General features: G+C 38.1%; 18 protein-coding genes. 9 read left to right on the forward strand and 9 right to left on the reverse strand.

What is annotated here, in order from left to right:
• Positions 1-37: 37 nt before the first annotated feature.
• Together NST76_RS00895 and NST76_RS00900 are read right to left on the reverse strand one after the other, a co-directional pair.
• Positions 38-733 carry a response regulator transcription factor gene (locus NST76_RS00895; RefSeq protein ID WP_058843758.1) on the reverse strand — a complete coding sequence of 232 codons (696 nt, stop codon included), beginning with the start codon at positions 731-733 and terminating at the stop codon, positions 38-40.
• 4 nt (positions 734-737) lie between these two features.
• A complete protein-coding gene (locus NST76_RS00900; protein ID WP_342544504.1) occupies positions 738-3,764 on the reverse strand; it encodes an ATP-binding protein in 3,027 nt (1,008 codons plus the stop codon).
• A gap of 249 nt (positions 3,765-4,013) precedes the next feature.
• Here NST76_RS00900 and NST76_RS00905 point away from each other — a divergent pair, with 249 nt between their 5' ends.
• Positions 4,014-4,829 carry a metallophosphoesterase gene (locus NST76_RS00905; RefSeq protein WP_058843756.1) on the forward strand — a complete coding sequence of 272 codons (816 nt, stop codon included), beginning with the start codon at positions 4,014-4,016 and terminating at the stop codon, positions 4,827-4,829.
• Positions 4,830-4,844: 15 nt separating this feature from the next.
• Here the strand turns inward: NST76_RS00905 and tatC are convergent, their stop codons facing one another.
• From tatC to NST76_RS00925, 4 genes are read right to left on the reverse strand one after another with little or no spacing between them, the layout of a single operon-like run.
• The gene (tatC, locus tag NST76_RS00910) at positions 4,845-5,690 is read right to left on the reverse strand and encodes a twin-arginine translocase subunit TatC (RefSeq protein ID WP_058843755.1); all 846 of its coding nucleotides are present in this window, start codon (positions 5,688-5,690) and stop codon (positions 4,845-4,847) included.
• A gap of 11 nt (positions 5,691-5,701) precedes the next feature.
• Positions 5,702-5,905, reverse strand: coding sequence for a twin-arginine translocase TatA/TatE family subunit (gene tatA, locus NST76_RS00915; protein WP_058843754.1), 204 nt, complete (start codon positions 5,903-5,905; stop codon positions 5,702-5,704).
• A 29-nt stretch (positions 5,906-5,934) separates the two neighbouring features.
• Positions 5,935-7,647, reverse strand: coding sequence for a GMC family oxidoreductase (locus NST76_RS00920; RefSeq protein ID WP_036125775.1), 1,713 nt, complete (start codon positions 7,645-7,647; stop codon positions 5,935-5,937).
• Between the two features lie 13 nt (positions 7,648-7,660).
• Positions 7,661-8,407 (reverse strand): gluconate 2-dehydrogenase subunit 3 family protein, encoded by a 747-nt coding sequence (locus NST76_RS00925; protein WP_036125777.1) that lies wholly within the window; start codon positions 8,405-8,407, stop codon positions 7,661-7,663.
• 328 nt (positions 8,408-8,735) lie between these two features.
• Between NST76_RS00925 and NST76_RS00930 the strand changes: the two genes are divergently transcribed.
• On the forward strand, positions 8,736-10,733 hold the full coding sequence (locus tag NST76_RS00930) for a methyl-accepting chemotaxis protein (protein ID WP_342544506.1): 1,998 nt from the start codon (positions 8,736-8,738) through the stop codon (positions 10,731-10,733).
• A gap of 46 nt (positions 10,734-10,779) precedes the next feature.
• Here NST76_RS00930 and NST76_RS00935 read toward each other — a convergent pair whose 3' ends face one another.
• Complete coding sequence (locus tag NST76_RS00935) at positions 10,780-11,958, reverse strand: DHHA1 domain-containing protein (RefSeq protein ID WP_342544507.1); 1,179 nt, start codon at positions 11,956-11,958, stop codon at positions 10,780-10,782.
• 157 nt (positions 11,959-12,115) lie between these two features.
• Between NST76_RS00935 and NST76_RS00940 the strand changes: the two genes are divergently transcribed.
• The 7 genes from NST76_RS00940 to NST76_RS00970 all read left to right on the forward strand — a co-directional run bounded on the left by NST76_RS00940 (position 12,116) and on the right by NST76_RS00970 (position 18,809).
• Positions 12,116-12,403 (forward strand): DUF6509 family protein, encoded by a 288-nt coding sequence (locus tag NST76_RS00940; RefSeq protein ID WP_058843749.1) that lies wholly within the window; start codon positions 12,116-12,118, stop codon positions 12,401-12,403.
• Between the two features lie 225 nt (positions 12,404-12,628).
• A complete protein-coding gene (locus tag NST76_RS00945) occupies positions 12,629-13,774 on the forward strand; it encodes a VanZ family protein (RefSeq protein ID WP_342544508.1) in 1,146 nt (381 codons plus the stop codon).
• 13 nt (positions 13,775-13,787) lie between these two features.
• Positions 13,788-15,122 (forward strand): FAD-dependent oxidoreductase, encoded by a 1,335-nt coding sequence (locus tag NST76_RS00950; RefSeq protein ID WP_058843747.1) that lies wholly within the window; start codon positions 13,788-13,790, stop codon positions 15,120-15,122.
• A 14-nt stretch (positions 15,123-15,136) separates the two neighbouring features.
• Positions 15,137-15,613: a glutathione peroxidase gene (locus NST76_RS00955; protein ID WP_101966946.1), complete on the forward strand. Its 477-nt coding sequence runs from the start codon at positions 15,137-15,139 to the stop codon at positions 15,611-15,613.
• A 211-nt stretch (positions 15,614-15,824) separates the two neighbouring features.
• Positions 15,825-16,592: an ABC transporter ATP-binding protein gene (locus NST76_RS00960; protein WP_342544509.1), complete on the forward strand. Its 768-nt coding sequence runs from the start codon at positions 15,825-15,827 to the stop codon at positions 16,590-16,592.
• Positions 16,579-18,447 carry an ABC transporter permease gene (locus NST76_RS00965; RefSeq protein ID WP_101966945.1) on the forward strand — a complete coding sequence of 623 codons (1,869 nt, stop codon included), beginning with the start codon at positions 16,579-16,581 and terminating at the stop codon, positions 18,445-18,447. Before NST76_RS00960 ends, NST76_RS00965 begins: the two co-directional genes overlap by 14 nt.
• Before the next feature lie 2 nt (positions 18,448-18,449).
• A complete protein-coding gene (locus NST76_RS00970; RefSeq protein ID WP_036125796.1) occupies positions 18,450-18,809 on the forward strand; it encodes a YxeA family protein in 360 nt (119 codons plus the stop codon).
• Positions 18,810-19,497: 688 nt separating this feature from the next.
• On the opposite strand, the gene NST76_RS00975 is transcribed toward NST76_RS00970, so the two are convergent.
• Positions 19,498-20,883, reverse strand: coding sequence for a HAMP domain-containing sensor histidine kinase (locus tag NST76_RS00975; RefSeq protein WP_058845255.1), 1,386 nt, complete (start codon positions 20,881-20,883; stop codon positions 19,498-19,500).
• Positions 20,880-21,602 carry a response regulator transcription factor gene (locus NST76_RS00980; protein WP_058845256.1) on the reverse strand — a complete coding sequence of 241 codons (723 nt, stop codon included), beginning with the start codon at positions 21,600-21,602 and terminating at the stop codon, positions 20,880-20,882. The genes NST76_RS00975 and NST76_RS00980 overlap by 4 nt, the downstream gene beginning before the upstream one ends.
• Positions 21,603-21,696 lie beyond the last annotated feature (94 nt).

Raw genomic sequence — 21,696 nt, forward strand, 5'->3', positions numbered from 1 at the left:
CACGACGAGTTTATTCCAATCGTCGTGTTTTTTGACTTTATTCAAAAAGGAACTGATAACCAGATCCTCTCACAGTAACAATTTTTGCTCGATGACCCGAGGCGAACTCCAGCTTTTTTCGTAAATTACTAATATGCACTTTCAATGCCTGTGTTTGTCCAATACTTTCCTCAGCCCAAATCAGCTTGTACAATTCAGTTGGATGGAAAATTTGCGCGGGGCGTTGTGCTAGAAAAAATAAAATTTGAAATTCCTTTGTTGATAATGTTAATGCTATATCTTCAATATAGACTCTTCTTGAATGAACATGAAAGTGAAAATTATCGATGATGCTAATATCCTCATCTTTCCTATCTAGTAATTGTATTTGCTTCCTTCGTAAAGCGATTCTTTCAATGGTTTTCAGTAAACGCATTTTTTCAATCGGTTTTAAAATATAGTCTACTGCTTGAACTGCAAACGCCTCAATAGCATAATGCTCGTAGGCAGTTATAAAGATAATATCCATTGATTGCGCTAATTCTTCTACTTTACTGGCAACCTCAATGCCATTCATATCAGCCATTTCAATATCTAAAAAAAGAATATCTGGCTTCAACCTAGGAATATGGTCTATAGCCTCTAGAGGACTTGTAAACTTGCCAATAATCTCAACTGTCTCATTGTCCTTTAACATAGCCTCTAATAAGTGGATTGCTAAGATTTCATCGTCCACAATAATCGATTTTAACATTCTTTCATCTCTTTTCATCCGGGATTAGTGGGAAATTTATTTGTACAGTTGTTCCTTCATCGACAACACTATCGATACGGAAGGTGGCATTCTCATATTTTTTTATACGTTTGGCAATATTTCGAATCCCAACGCTCTGATGAACTGAAGGTTCTTCTGATAAAATTTTGTCTAACATTTCTTGTGTCATGCCAATACCATTATCTCTAATCTGGATATTTATCATTTGCTGTTCTTTTGCTATTTTCATTGTCACTCGACCATTGTTTCGTTTGTTTTTTAAACCGTGAAAAAGAGCATTTTCAACTAAAGGCTGTAGTAGTAGAGGAGGAATCAATATATTGAATGGTTCCTCCATCTGAATTTCCCAATCGAGCTGCTCTGGATATCTCATTCGATGAATATTGACATAGGCCTGTATAAGCTGGAGTTCCTGATCTAAGGCAATTAAGCTATTAGTATTTTCGAATGAGAAGCTGCTTCTTAAAAATGCTGCAAAATCGGTAATCATTGTCCGTGCTTTATCTAAATCTAAATAACTGAGCGATAAAATCGAATTTAACACATTGTAAATAAAGTGAGGTTTAATCTGTGCTTGTAAAAAAGCTGTCTCCATTTTAATAGCTGTTTCAGCAGATTCTTTTAACAAAATAAGATTTCGAACTCTTGTCTTTAGTTCAGCCGTATCTAGTGGTTTATGTAGAAAATCATTCGCTCCGGATTGGAAAGCAGCAATCAAATCCTCGGGACGAATGGCGGCTGTAAGCATTAGTATTGGTAGCTCCGCAGAAGAATAGCTTTTTCTAATTTGCTGGCAAACCTCATAGCCAGACAACTTAGGCATCATAATATCTAAAATTAATAAATCGATAGCTGGATGCAGTGTTAATTGTTCAAAGACTTGCTGGCTATCGTCTACAGCAATGATAGAGTAATTTTCCTTTTCTAGAATATCGATTAATACTTTTAGGTTAATATGGTCATCATCAGCAATTAGAATTTTTTTCCCTACTTTATTTCCCGCAAAATGAGGAAAGGTTACTGGAGAATATTCTTTAGTTAGTATAATTTTATTCCTATGTTCCTTGTCTTGCTGCTCTTTCTTTATTGCTTCAATAGGTAGCTTAACGTAGAAAGTTGTTCCTTGACCTACAACTGAATGAACAGTAATTTCTCCACCATGCAACTGCACAAGTTCTTTTGTCACATTTAGGCCTAGACCTGCACCTCTACTTGCATCCTCTAACTGCCGAAATGGTTCAAAGATTGACTCTAAATGTTCTGGCGCAATACCCCGCCCGGTGTCACTTACTTCAATAACAAGGAATCTATGTTCTTCGTAGCATGAAATTTCAACTTTTCCTTGCTTGGTGTATTTAACAGCATTTTCAATTAGATTATAAAGAATTTGACGTAGCCTATCTTCGTCAGCTAATAGAAACTTACCTCGTTCAATATAATTATAAATTTTTACGTCTTTATTGCCGATGTACGACAATATTTCAACGATGACATGGGTTACAGAATATAGATCAACATTAGTAAGACGTAGTTTTAGTTCACCTTCTTTTATCTTTGAAAAATCTAATATATCATTAACAAGATGTGATAACTTTTCTGTGATATTAAAGATGAGCGATATTTTTTCTTTTTGTTCCATCGTTAATGTGGTGCTTTCCTGAGGCTCTAGCATGGACTGAGAAATAGCAATTACACCATGTAAGGGCGTACGAAATTCATGAGAAGTTTTTGCGAGAAACTCATCTTTTAATTTATCTACTCGCATTAAAGCACTTGTTATTCGTCCTTTCTCTAAATAAGAGTCAGTAAAACGATGGGAAATATAAAGAGAAAGCATCGTTAAACAAATAAAAGGAAGTAAAGGTGGTAATGAATAGATTTCTAGATTAGTATTCAGATTTAAAGTAGCTACGACCATATAGATGAGAATAGCCATCGAACTAAGCGATAAATAAATAGCTCCTACTGATCGTTTAAAGATAGCAATGATTTGAATATAAAGGATATAAAAGATATTCATAAAAATATAAATAGAGTACACAAATTGTAAGTATGAGCTAATGGATATGGGGAGCATAACCGTAGCTAATAATAAAACGCCAATTATACAAAGTATTTTTACAATTTTTTCATAAGCAAATTGTTGAAGGGCATAGTAAAAATACAACAGCATGAAGATACCTGTACCGATACTCGAAATAATTTGAATTCTTATCAGGAACTCATAGGTAACAGGGAGTAACGACATTAAAATTTTTTCACCATGGGAGACGCTATATAAACCGACCATGAAACAAAATAAGGAAAAATAAAGCTGTTCGATATCGAGTCTCGCATAGAGATAAGAACCAGCAAAATAAATAAACATTGTAAAAAAAGCAGCAATCGTTATCAAATCGTAAAAAAGAGAGCTTTCTCTTAATTTTCCAATACTTTCTTGATCTCCAATGAAAATGGAACCAATAATTCCTCCACCTGATGCATAATCAAAATTAGCCACATGTATAAGCAGCTCTAACTCGTTTTTATTAGGTTGAAAGTAAGCAACATAGGGTACATTCTTTTGTACATATATTGACTCTTCAGCAGGTACACCGCTTTGTCCAATACGCTTTTCATCAATATAAATGGCATTGGACATACGAATATTCCCTGTTTTGATACCTAAAATATCATCGGGATTATTGATTAAAATTTTTAATCGATAAGTACCACTGCCGAAAGTGGTGAAATTTTCTTTATCGAGCGTATACTTTGACCATTGTGACGGGACTTCTACTAAATAGGAATGATGGTTATCGAAATCGGAATAATTCAACAATTTATCGGGGACGAAATCCCATTCTCCATCTAAACTTACTGTATTGTGGTGCAAATCGTATTGTTTTAGGTCTATTACGCCAGCAACAGCTTTAGGAGCGTCGGTTCTTTCATGTTTGAGTAACTGTGACGCCACACCAATAATCACTACACTAATAATGACCATAGAAATAAGTATTAGCTTTCTCATTATGGTTCTCTCAATCTTGTTATATTTAAAGGAAATAATATGTAATTATACCTACAGTATAGCATGTGAAAGTAAACTAAGAATAGTTAAAATGTGAGTGAATGCCTATTGTGACGAGTCCATTTTAGATGGATTTTGTGCATTTTATTTATTTATAGTGCATATGCTTACAATCACTCTGTTTTTTGCTTATAATAAGGAAGTCAGAGTTTTCTCTGAACAAAGTAGCCGCAAAGTGAGCGATTGCGATTGAAAAAATTATTATATAGTGTATGCTTTGTTGTGTTTATAGTCATTTTTTTGTACGTAAACAATCACTGGCTAGTCGTAAGTAAGCATGTGTTCGAATCAGAAAAAGTGCCTGCCAGCTTTGAAGGGCTACGCATTGTACAGGTATCGGATTTACATGATGCCCTCTTTGGTGACAATCAGCAAAGACTGATTGCAAAGGTTAAGGATACAAATCCTGACTATATCTTTATCACAGGTGATGTGATAGATAGCAATCGCTACGATTTAAAGCAAAGTCTACAGGCAGTAAAAGGACTAGTTGAAATAGCGGATGTTTATTATGTACTGGGCAACCATGAAGTAGCGACGAATAAGGTTGATGAAATTTATGAGGCGCTGTCATCGTTAGGGGTACATATACTGGCCAATGAATCGACCGTACTAGAGCGCGACGGGGAGCGCTTGGCGATTGTTGGAATTGAGGATCCGTTAATGGGTAGATCCACGGCAGACATGCTAGACATAGCAACAGCTTATTTACCAAACGATATGTTTAAGCTGTTACTGGCACATCGACCTGAGGTGTTTAATACGTATGTAAAGTATCACATGGATTTAGTATTTTCGGGACATGCGCATGGTGGGCAAGTTCGTATTCCTGGACTTGGTGGACTTGTTGCGCCAGGACAGGGGCTGTTTCCAAAATATACAGCTGGTGTCTACGAAGCAGGATCGACTGAAATGGTGGTTAGTCGTGGGCTAGGAAATAGCTCAGTACCATATCGCATTTTTAATCTTCCGGAAATTATTGTGATGGAATTAAAGAAAAAATAAGCACTGCGTTAAAGTTTACGCAGTGCTTTCAATTTGTTTACGTTCTGTACGTCTCACAAGATAGATACTAATTTCATACAAAATAATCATAGGTATTAATACGAGTAGCTGACTGATAAAATCGGGTGGCGTGATAACAGCAGAGCCTACGCCCATTGCGATATAAGACCAGCCTCGTATTTTTTTCATGGATTCAGCAGTTAGTACACCAATGGCTGATAAAAAGAGAGCAACAATGGGTAACTCGAATAATAAACCGAGCGGTACGGTGGTCATGATTAAAAAATGCAGATATTCACTAGCTGATACCATAACATCGAAATTGGTAGCTCCGAGACTTACTAAGAAGGTATAGCTAAGTGGATTGACAACAAAGTAGCCAAAAGCTATTCCTATTAAAAAAAGAACTAGCATAATCGGTGCATAGAGACCTAAAAATCGACTTTCCTCTTCCTTTAAGCCAGGCTTTACAAAGCTCCACAGAAAATGAACGAGAAAAGGCATTGCAAGACCAAATGCTAAAGTAGTAGAAATAGTCATATAAAATTTAACAACCTCAAGCGGCCCTAAAATAACGAGAGAATGACCTCGAGTTATGAATGGAAACCAAATATTTATAGTCGAAAAGACTACAATAAAAAATAAAATGAAAATTGTTAGCCCTTTTATAATTTGCTTACGCAACTCAGAAAGATGTTCCAATAATGAGGTAACAGGTATCAGAGGTTCATCTGCTACATGATCTTCTTCAATTGCTACTACAGGTATTTCAGCTAAAGCCTCCACGGGTGATGGAAGCTCAACTTGTGGTTTATCAAGGGGGCTTAAATATTTTCTTTTTCCGTCTTCATATGGATCCATAGGAACCCCTCCTACGAAGCATCAGATTTTTTTTCGACCTTTTTCTCGGAATCGTCCTCATCATCTATAAGCCCTTTAGTGGACTTTTTAAATTCTGCAAACGTTTTGCCAACTGCTCCGCCGATTTCTGGCAATTTCTTCGGACCAAATACAATTAATACAATGACCAAAATAATGATTAAGCCAGGTACTCCAATTGCTCCAAGACCTCCCATAAGCCTTGCCTCCTTTAAATTTAAGTTTTTTACACTAAAGAACCGCCTGATTGACTATATTTAATAACTCCCTCTGCACAGCGATAAGCAAGTGCTCCTAATGTACCTGTTGGATTGTAGCCGCTATTGTGTGCAAAATTGCCTGCACTTACCGCGAACAGATTATCAACATCCCAATGCTGTAGGTAATTATTCACGACACCTTGCTCTGGCGTTGAACTCATGACTGTCCCACCTGTGTTATGCGTTGTTTGGTAAGGTACGATATTGTAGTCGGTAATTTCAGCGTTAGGAACAATTGTTTTTGCACCCATCTCTTTCATAATGTCAGCTGCTCTTGCGGAAATATATTTATGAAGTGCACGATCCTGCTCAGTAAAATTGTACGTTAATTGTATTAATGGCAAGCCATAAGCATCTTTATAGGTAGGGTCCAGTGATAAATAGTTTTGCTTATGTGGCATAGATGCTCCTTGCGCACCAATACCGAATGAGCGTGTATAGTAATAAATAGACTGCTTTTTAAATTCAGGTCCCCAAGTAGGCGTATCTGGTGGTGTTGGATTGGAACCGATTGGTCGAGTACCTGTCTGTGTAAGAGCAATATTTCCTCCGTGAATAAAATCTAAATCACTATGGTCAAAATTATCCCCATTGAAGTCGTCTATACACATGCCTAATGAACCTGCGCCCATAAATGTATTGTATTGTTCATCGAAGAACCCCGCAGCACCGGGTAAGATTTGATAGCAATAGTTTCTGCCAAGTGTGCCTTTACCAGTAGTAGGATCATATCGTTCACCGATGTCTGAGACCATTAACAGCTTGGCATTATTAAAGACATAGCTAGTCAATACAACCGCATTAGCAGGCTGAATAAATTCTTCTCCCGACACAGTATCGATATATCTTACACCAGTAGCCTTATTGCCCTGCTTTAAAATTTCGACAACATTGGAATTGAAGCGTAAATCAAAGTTTCCTGTCTTTAAAGCGGTAGGGACGACTGTAATTTCTGCAGAAGATTTTGCGCCATATTCACAGCCAAACCGTTCACAGAAACCACAATATTGACAAGCATTGATCGTTTCACCATCAGGATTTTTATAAACCTCGGATACGTTGGCAGATGGCACCATATAGGGTGTTAGCTTTAAGCTTTGTGCCGCTTTTTCAAATTGCGTAAGCATAGGTGTTTTTTTCATAGGTGGTGTAGGATAGGGATTTGAACGCTTGCCGCTAAATGGATTTTTATCATCACCTGAAATACCTGCTGTTTTTTCAAATTTATCGAAATAGGGCTCCAGTTGATCGTATGTTAAACCCCAATCCTGTATTAGATAATCTGGTCCAAGCTTGTTTGGTCCATAACGTTTATCTGTTAATGTTTTTATTTGAAAATCATAGGGTAAAAATCGATAGGTCATACCATTCCAGTGCGTTCCTGATCCTCCAAGACCCTCTCCAAGTAGGAAGGAGCCAAGCTGTCGCATTGGCAATGCCTTCATATTGCGATCATTTCGAAAGCTTACCGTTTCTTTAGATAGATTTTGCATCAAATCATATCGAATGGCATAACGGTATTCATCGTGAACATTTAAATAATCTTCGGTACCGCGCTTTTGACCACGCTCTAAACCGACCACCTTTAAGCCGGCTTTTGCACATTCAGCAGCAACGATACCGCCTGTCCAACCTACGCCAACTGTTACAACGTCTACACTAGGTAATGTTTTAGCCATTTTCTAACCCCCCTTAATGATTGCCTAATGGATTAGGCTCAATTTTTTGGAATTTCGCATCTTCTATTTGTGTAATATAAGCCATTTGGTGGCCAGGGAAGCCTTTCATGCGCCAGCCATCCATATTACGATTTCCGCCATACATAGGGTCAGAATAGGCACCCTCTAATGTAGCCGCACGCAGCAGTGTAAAGAAGAATGCGGATGTCACCCCAACCATTTCTATGTCACCCTTTTGAAAGGCTGTTAAAATTTCATCCATCTGTTTACCTTCTAAATCATTAAAGCTCTTTTGATAACGCTTTTGAGCTTCGTCCTCTAATTTTTGAATGCCCTGCCTGAAAATTTCTGCTCGTGTTAAACGACTTTGATAGCCTTGTGTAGGGGCACCTACGTCAAATGGAGCTTGCATATATTCTTTAGAGTTACTCCCATAATTTCCTGCCAGTTGATGATCGATAAAATAGGGAACATCTAAGCCTATAGCGCCGGGCCCTAAATCATCTTCTGGGAAGATACGCTCTGTAGCCTTTGATAAGATACTAAAATCTTTTTCATTTCTAAAAAACATCTTAGCCTTAGGCGAACCAGTAGCCTCATTCGTTTCATGCCCATCATGCTCCAGAGTGGAAGTCCCTTTACCTTGGATGTTGTAGCCTACTAGCCCTCCTATTAATCCACCACCGACTAATGTACCAGCAGCAATACCTGTTGTTTTCAAAAAGTCTCGACGAGAAACATTGTTTTTGTCTGAACTCATAGAAATCCTCCCCTCAAAATGTTTTAAACCGATCCTATTGTTAATAATCAGCAAAAATTGTGAATTATAATCAATTTTTATTGGAAAATGTTTTAATTTCATCCAATGTAGCGAGTATTCTGTCTTTCTATAGCAAACTATATCTATGAATTAAAAAATTTGTAGAAAATTGTTAGCACTATATAGATAGTGAAAATGGTATTATTATACATTTATTAATCATATTGGAAAACTTTTGTTGACTTCTACTTTTTGTGACTTTACTCTGAAGTTATGCATAAATATTCGAATAATATAGCTAAAAACGGAAGAAGTGAGAAAAAGGGATATGTGGATAAAAGGTATTGGTGGTAAATTAATTATTGCAATTATTGCTCTTGTTTTTGTAACTTGCGGCACACTTGGACTATCTACTTGGATCAATAGTACGAATGCAATGAATGAGCAAGTGGAATCCAATTTAGTATCTAGAGCAGAGGATGTTTCACAATACATAGAAGAACACTTCCAACTAACACTGGTAGAGGTAGAAGCAATCGCAGAGCAAGAGGCAGTTCGTAGTATGGACTTTGAAAAACAAAAACAATATTTGTCAAAACGCCTTGCTAATAATAAGAACTACTTAGGTTTTGGCATTATAAAAGCTGATGGGGTAGCCCATTATCTAGATGATACAACTGCTGAATTAGGCGATCGTGATTATGTAAAAGAAGGTTTTACTGGCAAGTCTGTCATGTCTGAAATAACGATTAGCCGTGTAACCGGCGAGCCAGTTATTTTAATTGTTTCACCAATTACTACAGCTACAGGTGAAAAAGCACTATTATTGGCTCGTATTGATGGTTATTATTTATCTAATATTGTCGAGGACATTAAGGTTGGAGACAGTGGCTATGCATTTATGCTGGATGCTCAAGGAACGATTATTGGACATAATAATCATTCCTATGTGAAGGAGCAAAATAATCCAATCGAAGAAGCGGAAGAAACAGGTGTTATGACGGGCAGGGCATTAGCTGCAAAAGAAATGATTACCAATGAAAGTGGCTATTTTTCGTTCGAAACAGAGGATGCTGGTACGAACTTAATGGGCTACCATACCCTTGATAATGGTTGGAAAATGGGGGTTATTGCATTAGAAAATGAGATGTTCTCAGGACTTTCTAAGCTTAAGACGAACTTTATTGTCACGACCATCATTGTTTCGATACTAGGACTATTCATCTCATTTGCTATTTCACGTTCGGTCAGTAGACCACTTCGTCATGTGCTTCGTATTAGTGAAGGCTTATCAGAAGGTGACTTTACACAGGAGATCCCTGAGAAGTATTTAAAGCGTATTGATGAGATGGGGACAATGGCGCGTGCATTAGATCGCATGATTGATAATATGCGAGAAATGGTAGCGAAAGTGAGTCAGGAAGCAACTGCAGTGAATGAAGCCTCGTGTGATTTAATGGGAGATGTCACTGCTGTGACAAAGCATTCTAAGCAAATAGCTAGTGCAATCAGTGAAGTAGACAGGGGGGCACAGAGTCAAACCGTGATGGCAGAAGAAAGTGCCTCTGCAATGGAACAAATGGCTATGGGTATACAAAATGTTGCCGAAGTAGCCTCAGCTATTGCCTGCAATACAGATTTTATTTCCCAGAAAATTAGTGAGAGCAATGAAGCTGTCCAGCAATCTATGCGCCGTATGAATGAAATTCAGGAGGGGACAACAGCTGAGCTAACAATTATTCACAAGCTAGAAAGAGAGTCAGAGGAAATTAGTTTAATTTCTAAAATGATTACAGATATTTCTGATCAAACAAATTTATTAGCATTGAATGCCTCCATCGAAGCAGCTCGTGCAGGAGAGGCAGGTAAAGGATTTGCTGTTGTAGCGGATGAAGTTCGCAAGCTTTCGGAGCAGACAGCAGAGTCAGCTACCAAAATTAATGTATTAATTGAAAGCGTTCAATCCTACACATTAGAGGTAGTAAAGGCGGCAGAATCGGGCGAAGTTCATGTTGAACGCGGATTAGCTTCTATTGAGGCAGTTGGTGAACGTTTTGAGGAAATGGTTCGAGCGGTAGGTGAGATAGCAGGTCAAATTGAAGAAATGAACGCTTCAGCTGAACAAATGTCTGCAAATACAGAGGAAGTTTCAGCATCTATGGAAGAAATGGCAGCAACCGCACATGCAGCAAGTGATTATGTGCATGAGGTAACAGATGTAACAACAGAACAGTTGAATACAGTAGAAACGATGAACGGGCAAACTGAAAAACTATCAGAAATGGCGAAACGGTTATATGGAGCCATTCAAAAATTTAAGTATTAAAAAGGAGGAGCTGTCTCATAATGACGGCTCCTTTTTCATAGTAGAATTAAGCTTTTTCCATAGCTAGCAGTAGTTCTTCTTTGGAAATCATACAATCGCCACCGCCTTGGACCATTTGGTCACTTCCGCCGCCCTTACCATTAATAAGAGGTAATGCCTTCGCGGCAATATCTTTCATGCTTTTGGTAACATTTTTACCTTTTGCTGCAACAAATTGTAGTTTGCCTTCATTTTCAGAAACTAGTAAGGTCATAGCATCTGACTGGTCAGAGACAATCAGACGAGCGATTTTTTGTAGCTCCTGCATTGTTCGTTGATGAAAAGCAGCCGTTACTACACCTTCACTATTAGCCACCAGTGCCTTTGCTTCGTAAGTTAGTAACTCCTCTTTCGCAGTAGCAAGTGCTTTCTCCGTAGTTTTTTGGACAGATAGAACTTTTGTAAGTGCTGTAGCAGCCTCAATCTCTGGAACACTTAATTGTCGAGCAACATCTGCTAATACTTTTTTCCGCATGGCAAGCTCGGCTAAAACACGTTGTCCACAGACAAAAGAAACGCGCACATTGCCTTTCATTTTTTCAGTGCTTAGTATTTTAATAGCACTGACCTGCCCTGTGGATGTTGGATGAGTGCCACCACAGCCGTTATAATCAAAATCAGGGATAATGACTAGTCGAATGTCCCCCGTCACAGCAACTTCTTTCCGAAGATTATAGTTAACAAGCTCATTTTCTGTAATCCATGTTGTTTGAATTGGACGATTTTCTAAAATGATGTCATTGGCTCTTGCTTCCGCCGCTGCAAGCTGCTGTTCAGTCAGCGTATCTACAGCAATATCAATTGTGACCTGCTCACTACCTAGGTGAAAGCTTACAGTCTGTGCATTAAAAAGCTCTATAAATGCCGCTGTTAAAATATGCTGTCCAGCATGCTGCTGCATATGATCGAACCGTCTTGACCAATTGATTTTGCCACGTACTACACCGTCTAAAGTTGATGGATCTCCTTGAATATAGTGACGAATTTCATCATCCACTTTTTCAACATCTATGACATCTACATTATTCAAAGTGCCTGTATCGTGAGGCTGTCCGCCACCAGTTGGATAGAATGCGGTATTGGATAGGACAACATAATGACGACCAGCTTCATCCATTCCTTTGCTTACAAGAGTAGCATTAAACTCGTGCAACATAACGTCTTGATAATATAATAGCTCTTTCATGAAAAAGCCTCCTTTTTATGTAGGGATTCTTAATTCTAAAACAGTTCCATTTTATTCTGGCATAATTACTTACACGTGTATACGGCTTTTCTAGTTGACCCATGCTGAAATTGATTTAATATAAAAAGGAACAGTTAAAGAAAAAGGAGCTAGAACAATGGAAATTACACAATTCACAATGGAAGAAATTTTAGACCCTACAAATATTATTGAGGGTAAGCGCTATGAATTTATTTTGGATGTAGAAATTGATGAAGAGGACGAATTATATCACGAAGCTGGCATTGAAATTCGTGTCCTCATCGGTGAAAAGGGCGAATCGCCATTTATTTTAAATTACTTCATTCTAGAAAAGGCTGAAGGTGAATACTTAGATTTTGCTTTAGAGGATGATGAACTAGAGGAAATTCTGACATTCTGTAAAGAAGAAATTGCTAAATTATAATAAATGGGAGCAGGTAGAGCGTATATTCTTTACCTGTTTTTTATTTTGTTGTAGTAGCTGCCACAGGACATGATATCTTTAGATTAACTACTCCTCGTACGTATCAGCCATATTTGATTGAATTAAGGATTATGTAAGCTTACTGAAATAAATATGTTGTATTGGAGAACTAAACTTAGTTTTAGTGTTCATAAAAACGGGCATTTTAAAGAGAGAGGTGCTTATATGTCAACTTACACAGATTCCATTTTAATAGCGTTTTTTATAACGATTATTTTATCATTTGTACTTTTTATTCCATGGCTTATTTATACGTATCGTAAATATGGATATTTATCTATGTCCAAAACCATTATTATGTTCTCATTTATTTTTTATTTTTTATCCGCACTATGTTTAGTATTACTGCCATTTCCATCTACAAGAGATACATGCTCACTCCAATCCGCAGACACTGTTCATACTAATTTGCGACTTTTTCAATTTGTTGAGGATATTTTAAAGGACAGCGGGGTTGTAGTAACAAATCCCTCTACATGGCTTGCTATGACGAAACAGCAGGCATTTTTCCAAGCATTCTTTAATTTCTTGCTACTGATGCCGTTTGGCGTTTACTTGCGATATTTTCTTAAAGAAAGAAGGTACTGGAAACGTGCATTTTTAATTAGCTTTTTGCTAACATTGTTTTATGAGGTCACACAAAGAACAGGTATTTACGGCATCTTTAATTGTGCCTACCGCATCTTTGATGTGGATGATTTATTACTGAACAGTGTAGGCGCGTTACTAGGATTCTTTTTAGCACCAATCATATGGGCACTATTTCCTTCGCATGAAGAGGTTGAGGCAAAAGCTGCTGAAATGGAAAAAATGGATATTGTTAAGCCCATCTCTATTTTGCTGGCACTCGTCATTGATTTATGTATCGCACAAATGATATGGATTATGGTTGGCGGTCTGACAGGGTATAGTGGTACATTCGAGTTCTTGGTGAACATGGTCTTGTACATGATCCTCTTTGGCGTGATCCCAAGTATGATGAATGGCGCAACGCTAGGTATGAAGATTATGCGTTTTACAATGGTCAACAAGAATGGCAAAAGTATTGTAAAGCAATCGTGGCGTCGCTGTATTGCTATTGTCGCTACGGCTAGTCTATTCGAAGCCATTTCAACGTTTGGTAGTATTCAATTAAATATGGATTCATCATTTTATGTTCTGCAAATTGTCATTTCTCTACTAGCCACAACAGCAGGTTTTGCACTTACAATGATTATAGCCATCCATATAATACGTGTCATCGTAAGTGGAGGAAAAAGACGTTTGTATATCGATCAATATGCAGATTTAATGGCAACAAGGAAAAAATAAGGGGGCTTGTAGAATGAAATACGTCATCATTGGGGGAGATGCTGCAGGTATGTCTGCAGCAATGGAAATCTATCGTAATGTGCCAGGGGCAGAAATAACTACTTTAGAACGTGGTTTTATTTATTCATATGGGCAATGTGGATTGCCTTATGTTGTAGATGGACGTATTTCATCAACCAAACGTTTAATTGCACGAGATGTCGAGACTTTTAGAGATAAGTATGGCATTGATGCAAGAGTTGGCTATGAGGTAGAAAATGTAGATATAGAGAAGAAATTTATTACGGGGACACAGGCGAGTGGTGAAGCATTTGAGATTCCCTATGATAAGCTTCTTATTGCTACGGGAGCTAGTCCAGTAGTACCTGTGCAAGAGGGGATTGAATTAGAAGGTATCCACACGGTAAAAACGATTCCTCAGTTGGAGGATTTACTGGCTGATTTAACGCCAGATATTGAACAGGTAACCATCATAGGTGGTGGCTATATTGGATTAGAAATGGCTGAAACGCTACACGCCTGCGGGAAAAAAGTAAGGCTAGTTCAACGAGGAAGCCATGTAGCACGAATTTTAGATGAAGAGCTTGCCCAACATGTTCATGAGGAAGCAAAAAAGAACGATGTGGAACTCTTATTAAATACAAGTGTGGAAGCATTTGAAGGGAGTAAACGGGTCGAGCGTGTCGTCACAGATAACAGTATTTTAGAAACAGATTTAGTGATTGTCGCTTCAGGCATTCAACCAAATACGCAGTTTTTAAAGAATACTGGAATAGCACTTGCGAAAAATGGAGCAATTATTGTGAATCGCCATTTAGAGACTTCTATTGAAAATATTTATGCAGCAGGAGATTGTGCAACCCATTTTAATATTGTGAAGGAGCGTTTAGATTACGTACCTTTAGGAACGACTGCTAATAAGCAAGGTCGTTTAGCAGGCCTTAATATGTCAGGCAAGTTTGCGCCGTTTAGAGGAATCGTGGGAACTTCTATCTTAAAGTTTTTCAATTTAACCATTGCTACGACAGGCATCAATGAGCGTAAGGCGAAAGAGCTTGGCTTTGACTATGAGGCATTTAAACTATCTGCACGTCATATTGCTGGCTATTATCCAGGTGCACAACGTATGTATATTAAGGTGGTTGTTCGCAAGCGGGACCAGCTGCTATTAGGCGCACAAATCGTAGGTCCAGCAGGAGTTGATAAGCGTATCGATGTATTTGCTACGGCATTGTATAGTAAAATGACATTACCTGATTTACTAGATTTAGATTTAGCCTATGCACCACCGTTCAATGGTGTTTGGGACCCATTACAGCAGGTGGCACGAATGAATGGACGTTTATAATAGGAGGTAGAAAGATGAGCATTTATGATATTAACGTAACTTTAGAAGATGGTACTGTCTATAGCCTCGAACGTTATAAGGGAAAGCCTTTGCTAATTGTCAATACAGCCTCCAAATGTGGCTTTACACCGCAATTTGAAGAATTAGAAGGTCTTTATGAAAAATATCAGGAGGAAGGTCTTGTGGTACTTGGTTTCCCTTCAAATCAATTTAAACAAGAGCTAGCGACTGCTGAAGAAGCTGCATCACAGTGTCGTCTGACATATGGAGTGACTTTCCCGATGCATGAGATAGTTAAGGTAAATGGAAAAGAAGCACATCCTATTTTCGATTATCTAACTTCTCACTCCAAAGGATTTTTAGGCAGTAGCGTGAAGTGGAATTTTACAAAATTCCTTGTAAATCGCAATGGTGAGGTTGTAGGGCGCTACGCCTCAGCAGATAAGCCAAGTAGCTTTGAGGACGATATTCAAAAGGTTTTAGAACAATAGATTAAAATGGTTCATGCACAGTTATTTGTGTATGAATCTTTTTTTATGTCAATCAATTTTAAAAGTTGGGGAATACAAAAGGGAATGGCTTCGATAAAACGTATGAATTAATCGAAAACTAGCGATTGATTTAAGGTTGCTGTAAGCTTGCGACAAATTTGTTGTAAGTTTGAGGTCGTATACTAAAGTCAGAAAGAAGAGGTGAGCGTATATGACGCCATTATTAAAGGTACAAAACGTTGGAAAAACTTACGGCAAAGGCGCAAATACTTTTACAGCGCTATCGAATATAGCATTTGAAGTAGAAAAAGGAGAGTTTGTTGGTGTAATGGGTCCTTCTGGAGCCGGGAAATCTACCCTTTTAAATGTATTAGCAACGATTGATACGCCAACGACTGGTGAAATAATTATTGGGAATACTAATTTAGCACGTATGAAGGATGCCGAATTAGCGGATTTTCGTCGCGATAATTTAGGATTTATTTTTCAAGATTATAATTTACTCGATTCTTTGACAGTGCGAGAAAATATTGTTTTACCACTAGCTATTGCGAAGATGCCAACAAAGGCTATCAACGCAAGGGTTGAGCGGATTGCTGCATTATTTGGTATAAGTGACTTGCTTGATAAATATCCTTATCAAATTTCAGGAGGACAAAAGCAGCGTACTGCGTCGTCACGAGCATTAGTGACAGAGCCAAAGCTAATCTTTGCGGATGAGCCTACAGGTGCACTTGATTCAAAATCTGCAACAGATTTACTAGAAAGCTTAAGCGATCTAAACCAATCTCAAGCCGCAACGATTATGATGGTTACCCATGATGCTTTTGCAGCTAGCTTCTGCCAGCGGATACTATTTATTCAAGATGGACAGCTTTCTAAGGAAATTCAACGTGGGACTCTAACAAGGAAGCAATTTTTCCAAGAGATCTTGCAGGTGCTGTCTAGCATCGGGGGTGGAGTAAATGACGTTATTTAGTTTAGCGCGCAAAAATATTCAACGCAATTTGTCGAATTACTTTTTATATATTGCCTCGATGGTATTTAGTATCGTTATTTACTTTACATTTGTGACGCTCAAATATAATGATGATCTTTCGGCCTTAAAACAATCATCACAACAAATAAAGGGATTGATGAGTGCATCGTCAGTAGTGCTATTATTCTTTATTGTCATCTTTATGGCCTATTCCAATTCATTTTTTATGAAGAAGCGGAAAAAGGAAGTAGCCCTCTATTCATTGCTAGGTGTGCGTAAGCAAAAAATTGGCTTAATGCTCTTTTTTGAGAATTTAGTTATAGGACTTGTTTCTCTAATACTTGGTATCATTCTAGGGTTCTTTATGTCACAAGGGCTGTTAATGATCTTAGTACGCTTAATGGGCTATGAAGTGGTTGGTAGTCTGACATTTTCGATGGAGGCATTAATTAATACGACTGGCATATTTACACTACTGTTTTTATTCACATCATTGCAAGGCTATCGTGTTATTTATCAATTTAAGCTAATTGATTTATTTCACGCTGACAAACAGGGTGAGCAAATTCCACGTGCCTCTTTAGTAGCTGCTTTACTCGGTACTGCGCTAATTGCATTTGGATATTATACAGCTGCCTCTGATATGTTTACGAGTGAAATATGGAAATTCTTCACTATGTTAGGTACGCCATTAATGGTCATAGGTGTAACGATTGCAGGAACATATCTTTTATTCCATAGTGTGAGTGTTTTTGTGTTAACAGCATTAAAAAAAGCCACATCATGGTCATGGAAAGGCTTAAATTTAATCGGTGTTTCTCAGTTATTATATCGTATTCGAGCTAATGCTAAATCGCTGTCGATCATTGCAATTTTAAGTGCAACAACGATTACAGCAGGTGGCGGTGTCTTCGGCATGTATTACAATGCAGAAGCAAGTGTGCGTCAGATGCTGCCAAATACATTTATGTGGAAAGGCGAGACAGTAGAATTTTCTCAAGAAGATGTCTTATATAATGAAGCAGTGGCTGTGAAAAATTTACGTGTTGATAATGAATTCTCGTTTTTCGAATATACATTATTGAAGGAATCTGATTATAATCGTTTAGCGAAATTACAAGGTAAGGATGAAGAACTGCACATTGCAGATGGCTCTACAGTTTTACTTGATGCAGCCTATGATGAACGATTTTCACATGATTTTACGGGTGAGGACTTTAAGCTACAAAACGGAGATTCCTTCCATGTAGAGAAAATGTACAAGGAAAGCGTGCTAAACTTTATAGCAGCGGGAACAGTACTCGTTGTGAATGATCAGGAATTTGCGACTACAAATGCCGAAGAGCTCATCATGCAGGTTGTTGGATTGGACAATGATTTGAAACAACAGAACGTTTCACAAGATATTTATAAACAATTACCTACTGAACAACAAGAAACTTTCTCTAGTGTTCCACAAAGCTATGAGGATGGTTTAGCAACAGTTGGTGCACTATTGTTTGTGGGAAGCTTCTTAGGTCTCGTTTTCCTAGCGGCAACAGGCAGTATTATCTATTTCAAAATTTTAACGGAAGCTGAGGAAGATCAGGCGAAATACGCTATATTAAATAAAATTGGTGTGAATAGTAAGCAAATTTTAAAGACAGTTGCAGGACAGGTGGCTGTGATCTTTAGTGCTCCACTTATCGTCGGCATTGTGCATAGTGCTTTTGCGTTACTAGCATTTTCACAGCTATTTGGTATGAATATTACAAAGCCAGTTATGTTGTGGATTGTTGCATATTCAGCTATTTACTTTATTTATTATATCTTTACCGTGCGTTCGTTCTATAAAATAGTGAGACAGGGGAATTAAATATGAAAAAAGTATTTTTCGGAATAGGTGCATTGTTCATCTTATTCGTGGCAGGATTGGTTGTATTGATGACTGTAGACTTTAATCGGTTAAATAAAGACACATACTATGTCCATATTACAGCTGAGGGAGAAGTAGAGGAGTATAAGGTTGATAGCGGTGAAATCTTTAAAATGTACTGGTACGAGCTACCTGCTTACAATAAAAATGGCGAAGAAAAAACATTAAAGTTTTCAGCCCACAAAAATTTACGCCAGGATGCTTATTTAAAGCTTTACGTGAAAAAGGAAACGGAAGTCTCTTCATTTGATGAAGTAAAATTCCACGAGTTACCTGCAAAGGTGCAAGATCAAATGAAATAGCAAAAAGGTGATGTCAATAGCAGAAAAAGAATCTTTAGCAAGGTGAGAGGTTGATTTCCGTTCCGCCAGCGCCCTTTCCAGGGGGCGTCCGATGAGCCGCTTCACTCACTTACGCTCGTTCCAGGGTCTCATCTGTGACGCTAAATCCCCTAGGAGTGACGCTGGCTCCACTCCAATCAACCATTCTGCAAAGTGTCTTTACTTTTTTCATAGGAGTATAGCGATCAAATAGCCCATTATCTGTATTCTTAGAGGGGATAAGCTCTTATTTTCAATATGGAGAAGTGATGCGTGACAACACCTCTCCATAAAGAGAAGTGAACACCTTCACTTTATTTAAAAACCTTTGCTAAAAAGGTAACACTTTTGTGGATTAGAGTGGAGGGTTACTTGACTCCCGTGGGATAGCGAGACAGGCGAGCCTCTAAACGGAGCGGTAGCGGAGGAAGCGGCTCGGCGCTCGCCCACAGGAAAGCAAGTAGCCTGCAGCGGAAATCCATTTTCACCTTTCACAAAAATGCTATGGATAGTTTTGTTTTTCAACACTCTGAGGGGTGTCTCAAAAGTTATTTGAGACACCCCTTTTCTGCACGAAAGCGAAGTGTTACGAAGCGCCAGTGCCAAAAGTATGTTTGAAATTTATCGTTTTTCAAAGAATGCTGCTAGTTAAATTTTGGGTTTTCGTTTATTAGGTATTCCTTTTTAAATAAATGTTAACGCTTGTACCTTTCCCTTCTTCAGAGCTGATACTTACGGTTCCTCCATGGGCCTCGATAATATCTCTAGCAATAGCTGTACCTAAACCAGTGCCAGTTGTTTTTTCCGTATTTGTACCTCGGTAATAGCGTTCAAAAATATGTTCCAGATCCTCTGCTGCGATCCCTCTACCATTATCGGAAATCGTAATAGAATCTTCATCAACTGACACAAGTACGGAAACATCAGGAGCATTATGAAGGATGGCATTGTGTAAAAAGTTCATAATAGCTCTGCGCATAAAGTGCTCGTCAATTTGATGCAGACTGTCCTCGGTGGCTGTCTCAAACTCAAGATTAGCAAGCTCATATTGTGGTGTATTCAATGTATCGATTACAATTTCACGAATAAATGGCACCATATTCACTTTTTTTAATGTGAGAGGAAGCCGTTGATGTCTTAAACGCATTGTTAAATTTAAATCATCTAATAGATCTTGCATATGCAATGATTGTTTTTCTATAATTTTTGCGTACTCTGTTTGCTCACTAGGTGGCAATTTTTCATCATTCAATAGCTCTGCGTAGCCACGAATAGAGGCAAGTGGTGTTTTCATATCGTGTGAAACATTACTAATCCATTCCTCACGCATAACTTCTAGTCTCTTTCTCTCTTGTTCATGGGCAGCTAGTTCTAGTGATACTTCATTTAGATTTTCAAAAACAGGCTTGTAAACTCCTCCAGGCGCTTTGTCGGACGAATGTTTATGATCTTTTAAATGGTGAATTCGTTCAATCATCGCATAAAGAGGCTTCGTTAATGTGCGCCCAAAAAGCCAGCCTACCAATGTTGCTACTAACAAGTCCGCAATAACGATGAACAAGCCGAATTTCCCGATAAACTGTAAGATTGATGTGCCAGAAAAATGCATAACATATCTTGTAACACCACTACCTTGAATGCCAATTAAATAACTAAAATCATCCTTATTGCCAATATAAACCGTAGTATTAGAATCAAATTCTTTATATTTATATACCTGAATTAAGTCGATGGGTGTATAGTGCGAGAGTGCTTTTTCTGGTACAAAATGGGCGTCAATAACTTGACCATTTACATCAAGTAATTGAATCCAAGCATTTCGCAGATGCAAATGTTCAAGCCCATCTGCACTTATTGAGGGAACCCCATTTTTAATTTCGATATATTTTTGGAATTCGCGTACAAAGTTTTCTTCTTTAGTTGCAGAAGCACCATCAGAATCAGTAGCTAACCGATAAGTGAGCAGACCTACTAGAATGGCAGTATTGACAAAAATAACGATGATGACAATAGAAAGTACAGAAAGGAGGAAACGCGCTGTTAATCTCCACTTCATTCTTGTGCCTCTTTTGGTACGACGAATTTATAACCAAGTCCTTTAACAGTGGTGATATACAGAGGTTTTGAGGCATCCTGCTCGATTTTTTCACGCAAACGACGGATATGCACCATGACTGTATTATCTGAACCGAAAAAGTCCTCTCCCCAGACACGTTCGAACAGCGTTTCTTTACTTAAAATTCGATTAGGATTGTGCATAAAGCACGCCATTAAACCAATTTCCTTTGCCGTTAACTCCAATAAAACGCCATCTTTATGAACTTCAGTTTCATCGGTATTCAGCTGGAATGGTCCATGCTGTAGTGCTTTCTTGGTAAGGCTCGGAGCAGTATCTTGAGTTTGGTAGCCAGCTCTTCGTAATTGGGCCTTTACACGATAGGCAACCTCTTTAGGGCTAAAAGGCTTAGTAATGTAATCGTCTCCACCAATGGCTAGCCCTAAAATTTTATCAATTTCCTCGTTTTTAGCAGACATGAAAAGTACAGGCACATGTGAGACTTCACGGATACGTCTACATAAATCGTAGCCCTCACCATCTGGAAGCATGACATCTAGCAGTACAATATCTGGTTTTGTTAGTTGAAAGCTTGTCCAAGCATCATGAATGGAGCCAGCCGTATAAATTTGTTTGTAGCCCTCTTTTTGTAAGCTTACTTTTAACAGATTAGCTAAATCAGCCTCATCATCCACTACTAATATAGTTGGTTCTTGCACTTATTCACACGACCTTTCGATTTGGAAGAATCCTTTTCTGACAATCATTATAAATGAAATATACATGAAAGAGGAAATGAAGTATTGATTATAT

Source organism: Lysinibacillus sp. FSL W7-1291, from assembly GCF_038593415.1.
Classification (GTDB): Bacteria; Bacillota; Bacilli; order Bacillales_A; family Planococcaceae; genus Lysinibacillus; species Lysinibacillus fusiformis_D.